The sequence below is a fragment of the Actinopolymorpha sp. B9G3 genome, assembly GCF_040120725.1.
Taxonomy (GTDB): domain Bacteria; phylum Actinomycetota; class Actinomycetes; order Propionibacteriales; family Actinopolymorphaceae; genus Thermasporomyces.
This window is the reverse complement of record NZ_JBEEAB010000007.1, coordinates 106,463-125,318: the sequence shown is the minus strand read 5'-3', so window position 1 is coordinate 125,318 and position 18,856 is coordinate 106,463. Positions and strand designations below refer to the sequence as shown.

Genomic DNA, 18,856 nt, shown 5'->3' with positions numbered 1-18,856 from the left:
GCCTGACCCGGACCTGACCACGGCGGACCTCGTCGGAGGCTAGCGGACGAATGGTCTCACTGGTCCAGGGCGTCGTCAGCGGCAGTCTGGTGGGGAACCTGATCCGGTTCGACGACACCGAGCCGACCGGCCTGGTAGTCCTCGAACGCCTGCAGGATCTCGGCCTTGGTGTTCATGACGAACGGCCCGTACCGGGCGATCGGCTCGCGGATCGGCAGTCCGCCGATGAGGAGCACCTCCCAGCCAGTACGACCGTGGTAGTCCTGACGGTCAGCCGCCCGGAGAGCCAGTGCGTGGCCCGGGCCGAAGACGGCGAGCTGCCCCTCGTCGACCGGGCGGCTCTCCGGGCCGACGCTGCCGCGACCAGCCAGGACGTACGCCAGGGCGTTGAAGTCTGCCGGCCACGACGTGGTCAGCTCGGATCCGGGCGCCAGGGTGGCGTGGACGTAGCTGATCGGTGTCCAGGTCACGCCCGGGCCCTTGTGGTCACCGAACTCGCCGGCGATCACGCGGAGCAGAGCACCTCCGTCGTGGCTGGACAGCAGCGTCACGTCACCGGCCCCGATGTCCTGGTAGCGAGGTGGTGTCCACTTCAGCGACCGCGGCAGGTTGACCCAGAGCTGGACCCCGTGGAAGAGCCCGCCTTTGGCCACGAACTCCTGCGGTGGCAGCTCGGAGTGCAGGATGCCGCTCCCGGCCGTCATCCACTGCGTCGCGCCTTCGGTGAGCAGGCCGCCGCCACCGGTGGAGTCCTTGTGCTCGAACGCTCCGTCGAGCATGTACGTCACGGTCTCGAAGCCACGGTGCGGGTGCCACGGCGCCCCCTTGGCCTCCCCCGGGCCGTACTCCACCGCTCCCATGTGGTCGAGCAGCAGGAACGGATCCGCCAGAGACAGGTCCATACCCGGGAACGGCCGGCGTACGACGAACCCCTCGCCCTCGGTCTGGCGGTGCGCGGTGATGACCTTGCGGACCGCCCGGATCCGCGCCTCGGCAGGCGGCAGGGCCAGTCGCGGAAGGGTCAGAGTGTCAGCGGTGACAGCAGGCATGACCAGGGCTCCTCACCATCGGGTGGCCGATGCGTCCCGATGCGTACCGTGTAGCCGCCCCGGCCGGGGCGATATTCCGAACCGGACCGTCGGTAGTCTTGCCGGACAGAATGAGTGCTGACCAGCGGCAGGACGGCGCCGCCCCACCGTCCGAGGCGACGCTCCAGTGGGTGCGGGAGGTCGTGGGACCGGGGAGCATCGTCGCGTCCGTACGCCTGATGAGCGTCGATTCGACGACCCTCCATGCCCTGGATGTGATGAGCGCGACCGGCGTCCTGCATTACCTGACGCTCCGGCGCTTCCATCACCTCGACCGCCTCCGCAGCGACCCGTGGTATCTCCCTCCGAACGAAGCCACCGTTCTGGGACTTCTGGGCAGCACCGACGTCCCGGCACCTCGGCTGCTCGGCGCGGACACCGGGCCGACCATGTGCGACGTGCCCACCCTGCTGACCACACGGCTGCCGGGCGTACCTCCCCAGAGCTCGAAGGATCCCGCGGTGCTCGTCGGCCTCGCGGAGACCCTTACCGCCATTCACCGCGTCGACCTGCCGGTCGTGAAGGCGCTGCCGCCGTACCGGCCGTACTACGACCCACAGCTGGACGGGCACCGCCGACCGCCGGTCTGGTCGCGGAACTTCCAGCTGTGGGACCGGGTGTTCGGCGTGCTGGCCAGTGGACCTCCGCCGGCGACGATGGGCTTCATCCATCGCGACTACCACCCTGGGCAGACCCTGTGGGACGGTGAGCGGCTGGTGGGCGTGGTCGACTGGACGACCGGCTGCCTCGGCCCGCGTGGCATCGACCTGGCCCGGATGCGACTGAACCTTGCCGGCCGCTACGGCGCGGAGGTGGCCGACCACTTCCTTGCGACCTACCACGCGGCCGGCGGAGTCGACGGGCACCATCCGTACTGGGACCTCCTCGACGCCGCCGACGGGATCCTCAACCTGCCCGAGCCCACGAACCCCGAGACCCGGATGAAGTACGCCCGCTTCGAAGAATGGGTCGAGCGCACCCTCGCCTACCTGTAAGCCGGGCGACCCGCGCCGGTCCGCGGAAGTAGAGCTCTGTAGCTCAGATGGGTCCACAATTCCCTTGTCTGGTTGGGAAACTCGTTTCCCTGGAGTGGTTGAGAAATCGTTTCTCCGCTCGGGACGGCGGAGAGCCAGTCGACACGTGTGCCGAGAACGGCGGGTTCGCTCAAGATCTCTTGACGCGCCGCAGCCCCGAGACTAGGAACGCTGGCAATCGTTTTCTACCGAGCCTCGGACCCACGGCCATGCATGCCAAGCCCTGGCGGTCCGTCGAGGAGTGCATCCGTGCCTGTCACCCGCCACGCGCCTGCGTTCATCGCCGCCGTCGCGCTACTTGTCACGCCGTTTGTCACGATGGTGGCCATGCCCGCAGCTGCCGCGCCCGAGTTGGTCGAGCCACGACCCGGCATGGTCCTCACGAAGGACACGACATTCAAACCCGGGGAGTACGACTTCAGTGACGGTGAGGGCATCGTCATCGGGGCCGACGGCGTACGCGTCGATGGCAACGGCGCGGTCCTGAAGGGTCCCGGCCAGGTCGGCGGGCCCGACAGCTTCGTCGGCACCGGTGTCCACGCGAAAGGCGTGTCGGGCGCGACCCTCACCGGACTCACGGTCTCGGGATTCGAACGCGCCCTGCACGTCGAGTCCGGACGACGCTGGACCATCAAGGGCAACGACTTCTCGGGCAACTACACCGACCCCGACTTCGGCTGGGGCGACGGCAAGCTCGCGGGCGCGGTGTTGCTGGAGCACGTGAGCGACTCGACGATCGCCGACAACACCGCACACGAGAACTGGAACGGCCTGGCGCTGCACTACTCCGATCACAACGTCGTACGCGACAACGACTTCTCGCACTGCTCCAACGTCTGTCTGAAGATGTGGTCAGCCTCGCGCAACCGCATCGAGGACAACAACTTCAGCTGGGGAATCCGGATCGCACCGGGTGAGACCCACGCCCGCGACTCGACGTCCGCGCTCATCGAGACCGCATCCAACGACAACCGGATCCTGCGCAACGACTTCACCCACGGCGGTGACGGCGTCTTCCTTCGACCGCTGAACGGCGTCGTCTCGACCGGCAACTACTTCGAGGAGAACGACGCGTCCTGGGCGCACAACAACGCATGGGAGTCGTGGTCGCCTGGCAACACCTACGTCCGCAACATGGGCAACCACTCGAGCTACGGCTTCTGGCTCGGCAACTCCGACGACACCGTGCTGATCGGCAACGAGGCCGCGTTCAACGGCCGCGACAACCACAACGCCCCCGAGCCGTTCGGCAATGCCGGCATCGCCGTGGTCAACGGGTCGTCCAGCCACTTCGTGCTCGACGGCAACCACGTGCACGACAACACCTCTGTCGGGGTCGCGATCGGCTACCTCGCGGACTACCCGGCCTACCACTGGGTGCTCCAGCGCAACCGGATCCACGACAACGACACCTACGGCATCTACCTCCGCGACTCCCGCTGGATCACCCTCGGCGCGAACGACATCGCCGGCAACGGCTCGGGTCCGGTCAAGAGGGATGCCAACGTTTCCGGCGTGTTCGAGCTGTCCGGCGAGGCGAGCGACCACGCCCCGAAGGCCGTGGCGCGGATGTCATCGAAGGTCGTGCGCGCTGGCGAGGTGGTGACGTTCGACGCGTCGACATCGGCCGACGCCGACGGTGACGCGCTGTCCTTCCGGTGGGAGTTCGGTGACGGTGACGTGGCGACGACCGCCCGCGCGACGCACCGGTTCCTCGACCCGGGCTTCCATCGGGTGGGCCTCACCGTCGACGACGGTGCGTTGGCCGGTCTGGACCATCTCGACGTCCACGTGCTCGGCGAGGGTGACGAGACCGGCACCGAGCCGTCCGACGCTGGCCGCTGGGCAGCCGAGGCGGCACCGGGCGGCGACGGTGCGGCGCGCGTTGCCGCCGATCACGAGCGTGGCCTGCTCGGTAAGGGATCGGTGCGCCTGTCCGGAGGCGCCCACGACGTCACCTGGCGATACCAACCGAGCCGTGGAGTCGATGCGTCCGACGCGGACCAACTCGAGTTCTGGCTCGCATCGGAGCAGGAGATCCGCGACGGCTTCGAGGGCAACCAGCCGGTGATCCGGCTGATACAGGATGCCGACAACTATGTCGAGTACACGCCCGCGAAGAACTACCTCAGCCCCTGGTCGTTGCCGAACTACGAGGCGCGCGGCGGCTGGCAGCGGGTGGTCGTACCACTGGGCGGTGACACCACCTGGGCCCGCGAGGTGACGGGATCGCCCGACCTCGAGGCGGTGACGGCGCTCGAACTGCACACCACCGCCAGCGGCGGCCCGTACCGGCTCTGGCTCGACGCGCTGTCCTTCACCGACGCCCCCGCGGTTCCCGACGTCGCTCCGAACGTTGCCCTCAACCAGGCGGCGGAGGGTGCTCCGACGCCCTCGGCGTCGACCGGCGCCGAGGACGACTGGTGGGCGCCGCTCGATGGACGTACGGACGGCGCGGTGTGGTCGACCGCCGGCTCCGGCCATGCCGAGGACACGTTCGACGTGGACTTCGGAGTCGCCCGGACAATCGACGAAATACGCCTCGACATCGCCGCGGGCTCAGGTCTCGCTGCACCGGCCGAGCTCCGCGTGGAGTACTCCGCCGACGGGACGTGGAAGGCGGTGGACAGCGCGCGGCACTCCCCCGAAGCTCCGACGACCGGCCGCAACGTCATCGCGTTCGATCCGGTGTCGACCGACAAGCTCCGGGTGGTCGTCACCAACCCGACCGGCGGTGCCGGCGTCGGGCTTGCCGAGCTGGCCGCCCTGTCGGCGGGGAACCTGGCCGGCAACGGTGCCGGGGAGGCGGCGGCGTTCGGCACACCCGTCCCCTCCGCGTCGGCCGGTGAGGGCGACGTGTGGTCGCTGCTCGACGGATCGGTGCAGGCTGGCAACGGCTGGCGGTCCGGCGACGACGACGGGTGGGTGGCGGTCGACCTGATGCGTCCTCGCCCGGTGAACGCGCTGACGGTATATGCCGGATCCGCCGCGCCGGCGTCGCTGCGGGTCCAGTCCTGGTCTGGTAGCGACTGGCTCGACGTGGCCAACGTCACCGCGCGGCCAATCGATCCGGTCGAGGGTCGCAACACGCTGAGCTTCGCCACGGTGAAGACCCGCAAGCTCCGCGTCCTCCTCGAACCGGACGGGGCTGGGGACGGCGTCGAGGTCCGTGAGATCGAGGTCCGCAACTCGAACCTGCTCTCGGACGCCTCGGGGCTCGGCCTCACGGTGACGCCGACCGCGTCGTACACCTATCCCGGCGACACGGTGCTCGGCCCGCTCGACGGGTCGTACGCCAACTCACCGCGCTGGACGTCGTGGAACTCGAAGAACCCCCAGGACTGGTACGCCGTGCAGTTCGACCGGTCCGTCGTGGCCAGCCGGATCGCGCTGCACTTCTATGACGACAAGGGCGGAGTGCAACCGCCGAAGGACTACACGATCGAGTACTGGGACGGGTCGGTGTGGCATCCGGTCACCGAGACCGCCCGCACGCCGGAGGCGCCGGCCGCGGGCTTCAACGCCGTAGAGTTCGCACCCGTGTCGGCGGAGGGGTTCCGGCTCGTCGGTACGAACCAGAACCCGGTCAACTTCGGCGTCTACATCGGCCTCACCGAACTGGAACTCTTCGGCACCGGCTGAGATCTCCGCCCTACTGCTGAGTCTGGAAGCTGGCCAGGATCTCGACGGTCCGGGTCTCGGCAGAGTCCGCGTCGAGGCCGAGTTCGGTGAGGACCCGAGCCGCGAGCCCCTGCGGCTCGCGGTAGAGGCCGAGCAACAGGTGTTCTGTCCCGATGTAGTTGTGTCCCCACTCGATCGCTTGCGCGAGGGCACCGGCGAGGGCGCCCTTCGCTCGCGGAGTGTGCGGCAACTCACCCTCGACAGGGTTGTTCTGGCGCGGCACGAGACGGAGCACCGCGGCCTCGGTGGCGTCGGGTCCGGCGCCCGCGCCTGCGAGAACCTTCGCCGCGACGCCGTCAGGTTCGGCCTGGAGCCCCAGCAGCAGGTGCTCAGTGCCAACGTACGAATGCCCCAACGCCCGTGCCTGCTCCGTGGCGGCATCGAACGCACGTCGGGCACGCGGCGTGAAGCGCTCAAACGTTGGCGCTGACAAGTCCAGGTACAAGCTGAGCTTCGTGAAGCGTTTGTGGACGGCTTGTTTGGTGACGCCGAGGACCTTGCTGATCTCGGTCCACGACCGGCCACTGCCCCGCGCCCGGTCGACGAAGTGGCCGAGGACCGCGTCTCCGGTCTCGCTGAGTTCGGCCACCACGGCACGGGCGGCGGCGAGCTGGTCGAGCACGTCGTCGCTGGCGGCGTCCGTGCGTACGGTCTCGATGAGTTCGTGGAGGCTGGGTGCAGGCGCCATAGGGTCAACCCTAGGTTGACCCACTCCCGGGCGTCAACCCTAGGTTGATGCTTGACCGTTCGTGAATCCGCTCCTTCCAAGGGAAACAATCGCGAAACACAACCCGATCTTGAAAGGAGGGACAGGGCGGCGGCGAACCGGCATACTTCCGCCCGTGCCAGTGACGCCCTCCCGCCGCCACTACCCGTTTCTCGACCATCCGGGCCCGCTTGCGTTCGCTCACCGTGGCGGCGCGCGCTATGCCCCCAATGTCGGTATCGAGAACTCCATGGCCGCGTTCGCCAACGCCATCGAACTCGGCTACCGGTACCTCGAGACCGACGTCCACGCGACCGCCGACGGAGTCCTCGTCGCCTTCCACGACGACACGCTCGACCGCGTCACGGACCGCGCCGGAAAGATCGCCGACCTGCCGTACGCAGAGGTGGCGAAGGCGCGGATCGGGGGCCGCGAACCCATCCCCACCCTCGAGGAGGTCCTCGGCACCTGGCCCGAGATCCGCGTCAACGTCGACGTCAAGGAGGAGAACGCGATCCGGCCCTTGGCCGAGGCGGTCGTCAAGACGGTCGCCCACGACCGGGTGTGTGTCTCGTCCTTCTCCGGTCACCGCGTCAACGCCGTACACCGCCTGCTGGGCCCCCGCGTCGTGACCGGGATGACCCCGATCGGCGTGGCACTGCTCGCTTTGCCGCTCCCGCACCCCCTCGGCCGGATGCTGATCTCGCGTGCTCCCTGCGTCCAGGTCCCGGTCGGCTACGCCGGCATCCGCCTCGTGACACCTGCCTTCGTCGAGCGCGCACACGCCCTCGGCAAGCAGGTCCACGTCTGGACGATCGACAACGCCGACCAGATGAACGCCCTCCTCGACATCGGCGTCGACGGCCTCATCACCGACCGGATCGATACCTTGCGTGAGGTTCTCACCAGTCGCGGGCAATGGGCGGGATGAGCGATCCCATGACGACCACACCGGTGTTCTACCCGGACGAGGTGGAGCGGCGCCGCGAGCAGCGGGCGTGGTACTTCTACGACTGGGCCAACTCTGCCTACGTCACGACGGTGCTGACGGTGCTGTTCAGCCCGTACCTCGCGTCCGTCGCGGAGACCGCCGCCTGTGGCGCCGCCGGCACACCAGAGCGCCCGTGCACGGTGGACCTCCGCCTCCTCGGCATTCCGATCTCGCCCGGCTCGTTACCGCTGTACGTCATCACGGCCACCACGCTGTTGTCCGCCCTGGCGCTCCCGATCGTCGGTGCCATCACGGACCGGTCACACCACAAGAAGCGGATCCTCGGCGCGTTCGCCTGGCTCGGCGCGGGTGCAGCGTCGTCGATGGTGTTCGTCGCCGGTACGAACTGGCAGCTCGGCGTTCTCCTGCTCTTCGTCGGCAACCTCTGTCTCGCCTCGTCGATCGTCGTGTACGACGCGATCCTGTGCGACATCGCCACCCCCGACGAACGCGACCGGGTGTCCTCGCGCGGATGGGCGCTCGGCTACCTCGGGGGCGGCCTGCTCCTCGTGATCAACCTGGCCCTGGTGCAGGGACACACGCTTCTCGGGCTCTCCACCACGTCGGCCGTCCGCCTCAGCTTGTTGTCGGCCGGGCTTTGGTGGGCGGGTTTCACCTTCGTACCCTTCCTCCGGTTGCGGGACCGGCCGCCGATCGCGGTCGTTCCCGAACCCGGTGGTGTCGCCCGGCAGAGCCTGGGGCAGCTCTTCACCACCCTGCGCGAGGCGCGGGCCTATCCCATGACGCTGCTGTTCCTCGTGGCGTACCTCTTCTTCAACGACGGCGTCCAGACCGTCATCTACGCGTCGTCCATCTACAGCGCCAGCCAGCTCGGCCTCGGGCAGAGTGTGCTCATCGCCACGATCCTGCTCGTGCAGTTCGTGGCATTCGGTGGGGCACTGCTGTTCGGGCGCCTGGCCGCCCGCTGGGGCAGCCGTCGTTGCATCCTCGCGGCCCTGTGGGTGTGGGTCGGTGTCGTGGTCGCCGCGTACTTCCTGCCGGTGCGACAGGTCGCCCCCGTACTGGTTCTGGGCGTGTTCATCGGCATCGTGCTCGGCGGCACCCAGGCCCTGTCCCGCTCGCTCTACAGCCAGTTCGTCCCGAAGGGCAGGGAGGCGGAGTACTTCAGCCTGTACCAAGCCGCAGAACGTGGGACCAGCTGGTTCGGCACCCTGGTCTTCGGGCTCGTCCACCAGCTCACCCATTCGTACCGGCCGGCGATCATCGCGCTGGTGTTCTTCTTCGTCGTCGGGTTCGTCCTGCTGCTCCGGGTCGATCCACGGCGGGCGATCAGGGACGCCGGCAACGAACTCCCGAAGGTCATCTGAGGAGAACTCTGCGTGCCGATGTGGGCGTCTCGGGCCAGTCACGCTACGGTCATAGGCGCTACTAGCAGTGAGGCACGGGAGACGCTGCGGTTCGCCGGAACAGGAGCGGGGAATCCTGGCCGGGGGCCCAGACGTTATGCCCACTGAGCCCGCAGAGCGATGGAATTGCCGTGCCCTGGCTGCGGCGCTCGGCCCGAACAACGATGGAGGGGGATGGAGAGCTTATGTCGGAGCGTGCACTACGAGGCTCCCGGCTCGGTGCGGCGAGCTATGAGGATGATCGGGAGATTGCCCCAGCGCCACGCCAGCTGGTCGCGTATGACTGCCCACATTCCCACCACTTCGAGTTGCCACTCGCCGCTGACGCCGAGGTCCCTCCGGTGTGGGAGTGCCCACGCTGCGGGGGCGAGGCCATCCGGGTCGACGGTGATCGACCCGAACCCAAGCACGTGAAGCCACCCCGGACGCACTGGGACATGCTCCTCGAACGCCGCAGCATCGACGAGCTCGAGGTTCTTCTGTCCGAGCGGCTCGAACTCCTGCGTTCGGGTCAGATCGGGCCCGACCACCTGCACCGGGAAGAAGCCGACAAGTCCTCGAAGCCCAAGGCGCCGCGCCAACGCCGTCGCACCGCCTGACTGGATCCCCTGGTACGAGCCGCGTCGCCTCCGGGTGACGCGGCTCGGCCATGTCCGGCCACGCGTGGAGCTTGGCCCGTCGGTATCAGCTCCGATCGTCGCGGTCGACGACCTCGCCCGGGATGGTCACTCCCCGGTCCCTCGGCCTCGGCTGCCCGGGTGGATAGGGCATTCCGGGCATCCCACCGAGATGGCCACCGCGTTGCACCTGACGGGCGAGCTGGCGCCCCAGGAGCCAGGTGGCCGCTCGTCGGGCGAGTGGGCGGGTGGGCGGCATGATCAGGAAGAGGCCGGCAAGGTCGGAGACGAACCCGGGAGTCACCATCAGGACACCGCCCACCAGCACCAGTCCCCCGTCGAGCAGCTCACGGTCGGGTAGCCGGCCGGCCGCCGTCGCGGCCGTCAAGGCCCGCCACGCTCGCCGACCTTCCCTGCGGATCAGCCAGGAACCGAGCACGCTGACGGCGATCAGCAGCGCGATCGTCCACCAGGCGCCGATGACCTGGCCGACCTGGATGAGGATGTAGATCTCCAACAGCGGCACGGCGATGAACGCGGCGAGCAGCAGCAGGCGGAGTCGCATCAGATGCCCGCCTTCCGCTTGCCCGAGACCAGCTCACGGACCTGACGCACGCGGTGCCGGACACCCCACACAGTCACCCGGCGGAACGACTCGATCAAGACATTGCGGTCCATCTTGCTCGTTCCGTACTCACGCTCGCTGAACACGATCGGCACCTCGCTCACCCGGAAGCCGGCCAGGTAGGCCCGCCAGGCCAGATCGATCTGGAAGCAGTAGCCCTGTGACGCGACCTGGTCGAGATCGATTCCCTGCAGCGTAGCTCGGCGGAAGACCCGGAATCCCGACGTCGCGTCGCGGAGCCGCAGTCCCAGCGCCATTCGTGCGTAGACGTTGCCGGACCGCGACAGCAGCTGGCGGCCTCGCGACCAGTTCTCGATCCGGCCGCCCGGCACCCACCGGGACCCGATCACCAGATCGGCCTCGTGCAGTGCCCGTAGCAGGTTCGCAAGCGCCTCGGGGTGATGGGAGCCGTCGGAGTCCATCTCACAGAGCACGTCGTAGCCGTGGTCGAGACCCCAGCGGAAGCTCTCCAGGTAGGCGGTGCCAAGGCCCTCCTTGCGGGCACGGTGGAGCACCCGTAGGTGATCATCGGTCTCGGCGAGGCGGTCGGCGAGTTGGCCGGTGCCGTCGGGCGAGGCGTCGTCGGCGATCAGCACCTCCACCTCGGGCGCGGCCGCGCGGAGGCGCTTCACCATCCGTTCGAGATTGTCGATCTCGTTGTAGGTCGGCAGGACGACCAGGATCCGACCGAGATCGGTGTACGGCTTCTCCCCCGCGTCGCTCATCGGCCCCCCTCGGCGTCGCCCCCTGAGCCAGCACCGCCGGCCGCCGTTTCCACCCGCCGCGTCCTGCGACTGCGGGCAACGGCGACCACCACGGCCCCAAAGCCGACGATAGCGGCCAGGCGCTCGGGTGCAGGGCCCAAGCGCGCAGCAAGGGTCGGGCTGGTCCGCAGCGGGACCCGCTCGACGTAGGTCTGCCGGGTCGCCTCCCGCGACTTCGCGACCACGGTGCCGTCGGGCGAGATCACCCCGCTGATGCCGCTCGGCGAGGCGACCAGGGTCGCTTTGCCGTATTCGATCGACCGCAGCCGGGTGATCGCGAACTGCTGCTGTGGCTGCCCCGTCCCGAGATAGGTGGAGTTGTTGGTCTGGACGACCAGCAGCTGGGAGTCGGCCCGCGCGACCTCGCCCACGATTCCGTCGTACGCGATCTCGAAGCAGATCACCTCGGCGATGTCGTAGCCGGCGATCGTCATCAGACCTGGATCACTGCCGGCGAAGGTGTCGCGGCCGACCATCTGGAGGCGGTCGATGTAGGGCAGGAGGAGCTGACGGAAGGGGATGTACTCCCCGAACGGGACCGGATGCTGCTTGACGTAGGTCTCCCCCGGGCCGGTGTCTGGATCCCACACCACGCCGGTCGTCCGTCGGTAGTCATCGCCGGGTCCATTGAGGATCGCGCCGACGAGGACCGGCACTCCCGCGGCGGCGACGGCCTGCTCCACGATCGAGCCGGTGGTCGGGTCGGCGAAGGGGTCGATGTCGGTGGAGTTCTCCGGCCATACGACAAACTCCGGTTTCGGTACCTTTCCGGCCGCTACGTCGCGCATGAGCTCTTCGGTGGCCGCGAGGTGGTTTCGGGTGACCGTGCGAGCCCGGCCGAGGAACTCCATCCCACGGGCCGGCACATTGCCCTGGACGACCGCGACGGTGGCCGTGCCCTGGCCGGAAGTCGGAAGGGGTACGAGAAGGCCGCCCAGCGCCAACGCCACCACGGCGAGGCCCGCTCCGGCCCGGGTGAGAACCCGGCTCGAGCGCGCCAGGAGCGCCCAGGCCAGCAGGTTTCCGGCCAATGCCACGACGAACGACACGAAAGCGACGCCGCCGAGACTCGCATAGGCCGCCATCGGAGTGCTGTCCAGGGCGAACGCCAGACGTCCCCAGGGGAAGCCACCCAGGGGAATGGACCCCCGGGCCAGCTCGACCGCCACCCACAGGGCAGCCACCCACACGGGCCAGCCGCGCAGCCGGGTCACCAGGGCGATGCCGGCGCCGAGCGCGGCGACGAAAACCGCCTCGATCAGGCTGAGAGCCACCCATCCGTCGAGGCCGATCACCCGGATCCACTGGAGCAGGACGGCGAAGAATCCCACGCCGAACCCGAGACCCACCAGCGCGGCCGTCCGCAACCGGAGCCCCTTGCAGGCCAGCGTGAGTGCGCCCACGGCCAGGGGGGTGATCCACGCCCAGCCGAGCGGCGGGAACGCGACAGCGAGAGCGACACCGGACCCGGTGGCGAGCAGGAGGCGGAGCCAGGTCGGCACCACGGTGGCCGTGTCACTTTGTGGAGTGCTCGCGGCAGCGACCGGAGGTGCGGCGCCACCGCTCGCCGAAGGCTCGACGAGTCCGTCCTCGACCCTCAACGCCACCGTCCCTTTCGTGAGGTGTGCCCGCGGTCCGTACAACGCACGGGTGCACACACTGGTGCCCGCTCTGGTGCCGGTCCGCCGTGACTTCTACGGTCGTCTTGCCCGGGCTCGGCGTCCAATGATCGCACCAACCCGGGAAACCTCGATCAACTGAGGGCGGCGGTGGCGCCCACCGAGGCTCTGCACTCTGCACACGCTCTGGTCAGACTCCGGAGCGGTGGAACGGGTTCCAGGACGAAAAGTCCACCAAAGACGGAACGGCCCGCTCACCCTTCGGACCGACCCGCGACGCGTAGGCTGCGCGCCATGAGCCGTTGTCTACTGGGCAGCGGACCGTTCCGTGGCCACCCCACCGCACGAGACGGAGGCCCCGAGCATTCACGTGGTACGAGAACTGGCTACGGACTCCTCACGCGAGAGCCAAGGCGACGCCCCGAGCCGAGTTGACCTGCGGTGGACACCATGACGATGGCGAGACCCGCGCCTTGGTGTCAACTGGGGACTGACCTGCACAAATAGCGAATATGTGCAGGTCACGGCCATCTTCTGGCCACCCACACGATGCCGAGATTTTGTGCAATCGACGGCGTGTCGTGGTCCGGCGTGTCGAGGTGCGTACGCCCTTGTGGGTAAGGGCTCCGGGCTTGCTCAACCCTCCGGAAGGTCGACCTTGCGGAGCGTATCGCAGACCTACCGATCATGGAACCGTCGGGATCACCACGGTCGCGCGGGCGGTGGTCGCGACCAGGGGTTCGTCGAGCAGCTGAGCAGCCGACTCGCTCCGCTCCGGTCGGCCACGGGCGAGCACCTTCGCCTCCAGCGCGAGGTCGCGGCTACGGCCGCCGACGCGGGTGACGGTGGCCGTGACCTCCAGGACGTCACCAGCCCGGACTGGCGCGAGGAACTGCACGTCGGCGTACGACGCGAGCAGACCCTCGTCGCCGTCAGTTCGAATGCACACCTCCGTTGCCACGTCGCCGAACAGGCCGAGGACATAGCCGCCCGCGACCAGGCTGCCGGCGTAGTGCGCATCGGCGTACGACACGTACCTGCGGTGCGAGACGGTGAGACCGAGGCGGTGGTCGTTCATGCGGTCCTTTCCCGCTGCTGCGTCCGGTCCTGGGTCCGGTGCTGCTGCGTCCGGTCCTGAGTTCGGTCCTGGGGCGCTGTGGCGGTCACGAGGGCGTGCACCAGGTAGCTCGCCACCTCGCCCGGTGTGGTCCCGCGGCCGAACACCCGGTCGACGCCGAGGCCGGCCGCCATCGACTCGTGGAAGCGGGGGCCGCCGACGACGAGCAGCGGGAATTCGCCCTTTGCGTCGTAGGCCTCCCGAAGTGCGGCCGCGAGCTCCTGGGTACCACGAATGTGGGCGTCCCGCTGCGTCACGACCTGTGAGACGAGAATCGCGTCGGCGTGTTCGGCGCGCGCCCGGGCGACGAGATCCGGTACCGCGACCTGCGCGCCCAGGTTGATCACCTTGAGCTCGCGGTAGTACTCGAGGCCCTTCTCGCCCGCGAATCCCTTGATGTTGAGGATGGCGTCGATGCCGACGGTGTGCGCGTCCGTGCCGATGCAGGCCCCGACGACGACGAGCCGGCGGCGCAGCCCGCGCCGGATCGCGAGGTTGACCTCCTTGGGCGTGAGGAGTGGGTACTCACGCTCGATCACCTCGACCTGCGAGAGGTCGACGAGATGTCCGACCCTTCCGTAGACGATGAAGAACGTGAAGGAGGTGCCGTCGCCTGCGCCGATGGCCTTCGCGTGGACGACCATGGCAGGTTCCAGGCCCATCTTCGCCGCCAGCTGCAAGGCCGCGCCCTCGGCCCGCCGGTCGTGCGGGATCGGCAGCGTGAACGACACCTGCACCATCCCGTCGCCGGTGGTGTCACCGTAGGGCCGGACGATCGTCCCGGCGCCGTGGTGGTTCATGACCTCAGCGCGTTCGGTGCCGCGCCCATTCGTGACCTCACTTCGTTCAGTCACGGTGCCTCCTCGAGGATCTCGGCGGCGGGGTTGTAGTACGCCGGCGCCTTGGCCGCCACCCCGTCGAGGCCCCTGCCGCCGTCGGCTGGCCGGCGCATGAGGCCGAACGTGCCGTCGGCGATGGCGTCGAGCAGGCCGCCCGACCCGTGGGCGCAGATCCGTTCGAGCAGGTCGATCGCCTCGGCGAGCACCTGCCGGGCCCGTTGCGCGAGGAAACCGTCGGGCGCCGGACGGAAGTCCTCGTGCAGGTTGCCGCACGCGTTGAGTACGTAGCGGACGTTCTGCAGCGCGAGATCGCGGTCGGACAGCCACGGCGTCACGACGGCCTCGGTCATCATGCCGACAAGGAGTATCTGCTGCCCGGTCAGCACCCCGGCGAGGTTGAAGAACGCGTCCAGCAGATAGCCCCGGAACACGTCGCCGTTCATGTGCCGGGTCGGCGGCATCCACTTCAGCGGTGCCTTCGGGAAGAGCTCCCGGGCGAGCAGAGCGTGGGCGAGCTCGAGCCGGAACGACTCGGGCCGGGCCGGGTCGATCTCGAACGCATGCCCAAGGCCGAGTTGACCGTCGACGAGACCGGCCTCCTTCGCGAAGTACTCGTTCAGCAGCTGCGACACCGTGACGGTGTGCGCGTGCTCGACCGCGTCGGCAGTCGTGAGGTAGTTGTCCTCGCCGGTGTTGATGACGATGCCCGCTCGCGCGTGGACCTGACGGCTGAAGCGCTGGTCGACGAACGTCCGGATCGGGTTGATGTCGCGGAAGAGGATGCCGTACATCGAGTCGTTCAGCATCATGTCGAGGCGTTCGAGTCCCGCGAGGGTGGCGATCTCGGGCATGCAGAGGCCGCTTGCGTAGTTGGTCAGCCGGACGTATCGGCGCAGTTCCCTGCTCACCTCGTCGAGGGCCGTACGCATGAGCCGGAAGTTCTCCTGCGTGGCATACGTTCCGGCGAAGCCTTCCCGGGTGGCGCCCTCGGGCACGTAGTCGAGCAACGACTGCCCGGTGGATCGGATCACCGCCACGATGTCGGCGCCCTCGCGGGCCGCCGCCTGGGCCTGCGGGATGTCCTCGTAGATGTCGCCGGTCGCGACGATGAGGTAGATCCACGGACGCTGGGGCGGGTCGCCGAGGCGGGCGATGAGCCGGTCGCGTTCCCTGCGGCGGGTGTCGATCTTCCGGACGCCGGCAGCGGTAGCCCGACGCGCGGAGCGCGCTGCCTTGCGTGCCGCCGCACCTTCGGGGATCCGGAAGCTCACGGAGCCGGCGGCGGCCTTCTGGGCGAGGCCCGGGAGATCGTCGGCAGCGCCGCGGGCCATTGCGTCCCACACCGGCAGGGCGGCACCGTGCTCGAGTCCGACGTCGTTGCGTACGGCGTCGACGAGGCGGTTGACCCACGGCGTCCCGTCGGGATCGGCGCCCTGAAGGCCGGCGAGGCGCAGCACCGCGCGTTCGACGGAGACGGTCGTGTGGGCCTTCGCCAGGGTGACGATCGGCCGCCCGGCCCGGCGGGCGAGTGTGCGCGCCTTGCGGACCGTCGTGGGATCGAGGTCGAGGTGACGCCGGAACGCAGTCGTGCTCATCGGGAGTCCTTAGCGCGAGCAGCCTGGGTGTCGCCACTGCGATGCGCTTGGGTGGCGGGGCCATCGAGATCCCCGGTGTCGTGGACGGTCCGGCCGTTGACGACGGTACGCAGGCAGCGGGGGGTGGGACCGCCTGGACCGAGGTCGGGCAGCCCGGGTCCCTCGACGTCCCAGACCGCGCCCTCGACGTCCCAGATCGCGAAGGTGGCGGGCGCACCGGCCCGCAGCTCACCGCTCTCGGCCCGACCTGCGGCGTACCACCCACCACGGGTGTGGGCGGCGAACGCCTCGCCGACCGACAGGCGGGCGGCTTCGTTGTGGTGGGACGCGGCCGCACGCACACCGCCCCATGGGTCGAACGGCGTGACCGGCGAGTCGGACCCGAAAGCCAGCGTCACGCCGGCCCGCCGGAAGGTCGACCACGGGTTGGTCGCCAGCGCCCGCGTGGGACCAAGGCGGGTGGCGTACATACCGCTCGTCCCACCCCACTCCGCGTCGAACGCCGGCTGGCCGCTCACCACGACGCCGTACGCCGCGAGCAGGCCGACCAGCGCGGGGTCGATCAGTTCCACGTGTTCGAGCCGGTGCCGCGACCGGACGAGCTCCTCCGTGCCGACGGCCTTCTCGGCCAACTGAAGCCCCTCGGCGACCGCTGCGGTGGCGGCGTCCCCGATGCAGTGGAACCCGCCCTGCAGGCCGGCACGCGTGCAGGCGACCAGATGGTCGGCAATGTCTTCGGCGTCGAGGTAGCGGTGGCCCGCATGGCCCGCCTTGTCGTCGTACGCCGCATCCAGTGCGGCCGTGCGTGATCCGAACGCACCGTCGGCGCACAGGTCGCCCGCGGCACCCACACAACCCAGGGCTCGCGCGCGTTCGACACCCCCGGCGGACTCGTGTTCGCCCCAGTACCGGACGACCTCCACGCCGGGACGCAACGTCGCCAGCTCCTCGATGAGCAGGAGATCGTCGGCCGCATTGACGTGCGGAGCCGCCATCTCGTGGACGCAGCCGATGCCGGCCGCCGCGGCAGCGGCGAGTGCGGCCTCGATCGCCTCGCGGCGTCGTGCCCTCGTGACAAGGGACTGTGCGGCGTCCCGGGCCCGGTGATGGGCGTCCCTCTCGACCCGGCCCGTTCCATCCCACCCGGCCGCACCGGTCATAGCCGGATCCCGGGCGATCAGCGCGCCGGAGACCAGCCCGGAGTGGACGTCGACCCGCGCGAGATAGACGGCATGCCCTGGCGCCGAGCGGTCAAGCTCCTCCCCCGACGGTAGGCGCGGATCGGCCCACGACGTCTCGTCCCACCCGAAACCGAGGACGACCGGGCTGGAGTCCTTCCTGGCATGAGCCGACAGCGCGTCGAGCAGGTCGTTCCGTCCGGTCACGCAGGACAGGTCGAGCCCGCCCAGCCTGAGTCCGGTTTGCGACAGGTGGACGTGCGCGTCGACGAAGGCCGGTGTGACCAGCCGACCGGCCAGGTCGGCGATCTCGTCGGCGCCGTCGAGATAGGGCGCGAGCCCAATGTCCGGGCCGGCGTAGACGATCCGGCCGCGCTCGACGCACAGCGCGGTCGCTCCCTTGACCGGGGACAGGACCGGGCCGCGGCGGAAGATGACCTTTCGCCCAGCAGCCTCGGGGTTCGTGGCAGTCATGCGCCCATCCTCGCCTCGAAGAGCGTCCGTACGCCGGATTCGGCACGGACCAGGCTGAGCGCATACTCCGCGTGGCCGGGCACGTAACCGTTGCCGATCAGCATGGTGACGTCCGCCGCCAGCCCTTCGGCGCCCAGGGCCGCGGCACTGAACGACGTCGCCATCGAGAAGAAGACCACGGTTCCACCGGCAGCCGTGGCGAGGATCGCACCGCCTTCGCACCCGGGGACGTCGACGCAGACGACCGTGACGTCGGCGGGCCCACCGGCCTTCGCGACGGCGTCGGACAGGGCCACCGGGTCGCGGGCGTCGGCGAGGACGACCCTGTCGGCGAGTCCGGCATCTTCGAGGGCGCGTGCCTCGGCATCGATCGGTACGACGCCGATCGTGCGGGCCGCGCCGGCCCGCCGAGCCGCCGCGAGCGCCAGTGTGCCGGACTTGCCGGCCGCACCGATGACGCTCACCGTGGGCGAGGCGTAGCCCGCGACCACCCGGGCGGTGAGTGCGGGAGCGCCGCAGACGTCCATGACGGCAAGTGCCAACTGGGCCGGCAGGTCGTCAGGCAGCTTCGCCGCGATCGAACGCCCGAACAGGATCGCGTAACCCTCGCACGGCACCTGCTCGCTGCCGCCGTTCCACCGCGCGAGGTCGTCGGAGATGACCAGCGGTGTGAGGGTCAGCGAGACCAGCGTCGCGATCCTGTCACCGGGTCGGAGTCCCAGCGGGGAGTCCGACCCCACCTCCTCGACCGTGCCGACCAGCATTCCGCCGGAGCCGGTGACCGGGTTCTGCATCTTCCCGCGCTCCCGGACGATCTCCAGCACCGCGCGACGTACGGCGTCGCCGTCTCCGCCGTGGGCCTCCCGGAGCTGGCGGAAGGAGGCCGCATCGAGATTGAGCCGGTCGACCCGCACGCGCACCTCGTCGGGCCAGAGCTCGGCCTGCGTGTCCAGGCGCGTGGCCGCCTGCGGGAGGACCCCGGACGGTTCAAGCACCCGGTGGAGCCCGACCGGAGATCCGGCGCGGCGGGAAGGTGTCAGCACGGGCACCGGGACCTCCAGGAGATCCTTTGGGCTATGGTGGCAACCACAGCAAATCTTTCTGTAACGTGTGGATCTGACGGTACGACATTCATGATCTGGCGGTCCAGGTCGGAGGTGT

The 18,856-nt window shown here is 69.3% G+C and carries 15 protein-coding genes; 5 read left to right on the top strand and 10 right to left on the bottom strand.

Annotated elements, in window-relative coordinates; all coding sequences use genetic code 11:
• Positions 1-56 precede the first annotated feature (56 nt).
• Positions 57-1,049: a pirin family protein gene (locus ABNF93_RS14745; RefSeq protein ID WP_349328586.1), complete on the bottom strand. Its 993-nt coding sequence runs from the start codon at positions 1,047-1,049 to the stop codon at positions 57-59.
• Positions 1,050-1,159: 110 nt separating this feature from the next.
• Between ABNF93_RS14745 and ABNF93_RS14740 the strand changes: the two genes are divergently transcribed.
• Together ABNF93_RS14740 and ABNF93_RS14735 are read left to right on the top strand one after the other, a co-directional pair.
• A complete protein-coding gene (locus tag ABNF93_RS14740; RefSeq protein WP_349328585.1) occupies positions 1,160-2,083 on the top strand; it encodes a phosphotransferase family protein in 924 nt (307 codons plus the stop codon).
• Between the two features lie 288 nt (positions 2,084-2,371).
• A complete protein-coding gene (locus ABNF93_RS14735) occupies positions 2,372-5,764 on the top strand; it encodes a discoidin domain-containing protein (RefSeq protein ID WP_349328584.1) in 3,393 nt (1,130 codons plus the stop codon).
• A 10-nt stretch (positions 5,765-5,774) separates the two neighbouring features.
• On the opposite strand, the gene ABNF93_RS14730 is transcribed toward ABNF93_RS14735, so the two are convergent.
• A complete protein-coding gene (locus ABNF93_RS14730) occupies positions 5,775-6,491 on the bottom strand; it encodes a Clp protease N-terminal domain-containing protein (protein ID WP_349328583.1) in 717 nt (238 codons plus the stop codon).
• 154 nt (positions 6,492-6,645) lie between these two features.
• Here ABNF93_RS14730 and ABNF93_RS14725 point away from each other — a divergent pair, with 154 nt between their 5' ends.
• The 3 genes from ABNF93_RS14725 (at position 6,646) to ABNF93_RS14715 (ending at position 9,466) form a co-directional block, all read left to right on the top strand.
• Positions 6,646-7,440 (top strand): glycerophosphodiester phosphodiesterase family protein, encoded by a 795-nt coding sequence (locus ABNF93_RS14725; protein ID WP_349328582.1) that lies wholly within the window; start codon positions 6,646-6,648, stop codon positions 7,438-7,440.
• Between the two features lie 8 nt (positions 7,441-7,448).
• Positions 7,449-8,828 (top strand): MFS transporter, encoded by a 1,380-nt coding sequence (locus ABNF93_RS14720; RefSeq protein WP_349328581.1) that lies wholly within the window; start codon positions 7,449-7,451, stop codon positions 8,826-8,828.
• Between the two features lie 224 nt (positions 8,829-9,052).
• Positions 9,053-9,466, top strand: coding sequence for an RNA polymerase-binding protein RbpA (locus ABNF93_RS14715; RefSeq protein ID WP_349328580.1), 414 nt, complete (start codon positions 9,053-9,055; stop codon positions 9,464-9,466).
• An 85-nt stretch (positions 9,467-9,551) separates the two neighbouring features.
• Here ABNF93_RS14715 and ABNF93_RS14710 read toward each other — a convergent pair whose 3' ends face one another.
• The 8 genes from ABNF93_RS14710 to kdd form a co-directional block, all read right to left on the bottom strand.
• Positions 9,552-10,049, bottom strand: coding sequence for an FxsA family protein (locus ABNF93_RS14710; protein ID WP_349328579.1), 498 nt, complete (start codon positions 10,047-10,049; stop codon positions 9,552-9,554).
• On the bottom strand, positions 10,049-10,834 hold the full coding sequence (locus tag ABNF93_RS14705) for a polyprenol monophosphomannose synthase (RefSeq protein ID WP_349328577.1): 786 nt from the start codon (positions 10,832-10,834) through the stop codon (positions 10,049-10,051). The genes ABNF93_RS14710 and ABNF93_RS14705 overlap by 1 nt, the downstream gene beginning before the upstream one ends.
• Complete coding sequence (lnt, locus tag ABNF93_RS14700; RefSeq protein ID WP_349328575.1) at positions 10,831-12,480, bottom strand: apolipoprotein N-acyltransferase; 1,650 nt, start codon at positions 12,478-12,480, stop codon at positions 10,831-10,833. Before lnt ends, ABNF93_RS14705 begins: the two co-directional genes overlap by 4 nt.
• Positions 12,481-13,177: 697 nt before the next feature.
• Complete coding sequence (kal, locus tag ABNF93_RS14695) at positions 13,178-13,570, bottom strand: 3-aminobutyryl-CoA ammonia lyase (protein WP_349328574.1); 393 nt, start codon at positions 13,568-13,570, stop codon at positions 13,178-13,180.
• Positions 13,567-14,463, bottom strand: coding sequence for a lysine 5,6-aminomutase subunit beta (gene kamE, locus ABNF93_RS14690; protein WP_349328573.1), 897 nt, complete (start codon positions 14,461-14,463; stop codon positions 13,567-13,569). The genes kal and kamE overlap by 4 nt, the downstream gene beginning before the upstream one ends.
• Complete coding sequence (gene kamD / locus ABNF93_RS14685) at positions 14,460-16,043, bottom strand: lysine 5,6-aminomutase subunit alpha (RefSeq protein ID WP_349328571.1); 1,584 nt, start codon at positions 16,041-16,043, stop codon at positions 14,460-14,462. Before kamD ends, kamE begins: the two co-directional genes overlap by 4 nt.
• Entirely contained in the window at positions 16,040-17,695 is a 1,656-nt protein-coding gene (locus tag ABNF93_RS14680; RefSeq protein ID WP_349328570.1) for an amidohydrolase, read from the bottom strand. Before ABNF93_RS14680 ends, kamD begins: the two co-directional genes overlap by 4 nt.
• A complete protein-coding gene (gene kdd, locus ABNF93_RS14675; RefSeq protein ID WP_349328569.1) occupies positions 17,692-18,744 on the bottom strand; it encodes an L-erythro-3,5-diaminohexanoate dehydrogenase in 1,053 nt (350 codons plus the stop codon). Before kdd ends, ABNF93_RS14680 begins: the two co-directional genes overlap by 4 nt.
• Positions 18,745-18,856 lie beyond the last annotated feature (112 nt).

What these genes read in the sequence shown, in the direction of transcription:
- ABNF93_RS14745 (WP_349328586.1), bottom strand. Translation starts at nt 1,049, where the DNA reads ATGCCTGCTGTCACCGCTGACACTCTGACCCTTCCGCGACTGGCCCTG.
- ABNF93_RS14740 (WP_349328585.1), top strand. Translation starts at nt 1,160, where the DNA reads ATGAGTGCTGACCAGCGGCAGGACGGCGCCGCCCCACCGTCCGAGGCG.
- ABNF93_RS14730 (WP_349328583.1), bottom strand. Translation starts at nt 6,491, where the DNA reads ATGGCGCCTGCACCCAGCCTCCACGAACTCATCGAGACCGTACGCACG.
- ABNF93_RS14720 (WP_349328581.1), top strand. Translation starts at nt 7,449, where the DNA reads ATGACGACCACACCGGTGTTCTACCCGGACGAGGTGGAGCGGCGCCGC.
- ABNF93_RS14715 (WP_349328580.1), top strand. Translation starts at nt 9,053, where the DNA reads ATGTCGGAGCGTGCACTACGAGGCTCCCGGCTCGGTGCGGCGAGCTAT.
- ABNF93_RS14710 (WP_349328579.1), bottom strand. Translation starts at nt 10,049, where the DNA reads ATGCGACTCCGCCTGCTGCTGCTCGCCGCGTTCATCGCCGTGCCGCTG.
- ABNF93_RS14705 (WP_349328577.1), bottom strand. Translation starts at nt 10,834, where the DNA reads ATGAGCGACGCGGGGGAGAAGCCGTACACCGATCTCGGTCGGATCCTG.
- kal (WP_349328574.1), bottom strand. Translation starts at nt 13,570, where the DNA reads ATGAACGACCACCGCCTCGGTCTCACCGTCTCGCACCGCAGGTACGTG.
- kamD (WP_349328571.1), bottom strand. Translation starts at nt 16,043, where the DNA reads ATGAGCACGACTGCGTTCCGGCGTCACCTCGACCTCGATCCCACGACG.
- ABNF93_RS14680 (WP_349328570.1), bottom strand. Translation starts at nt 17,695, where the DNA reads ATGACTGCCACGAACCCCGAGGCTGCTGGGCGAAAGGTCATCTTCCGC.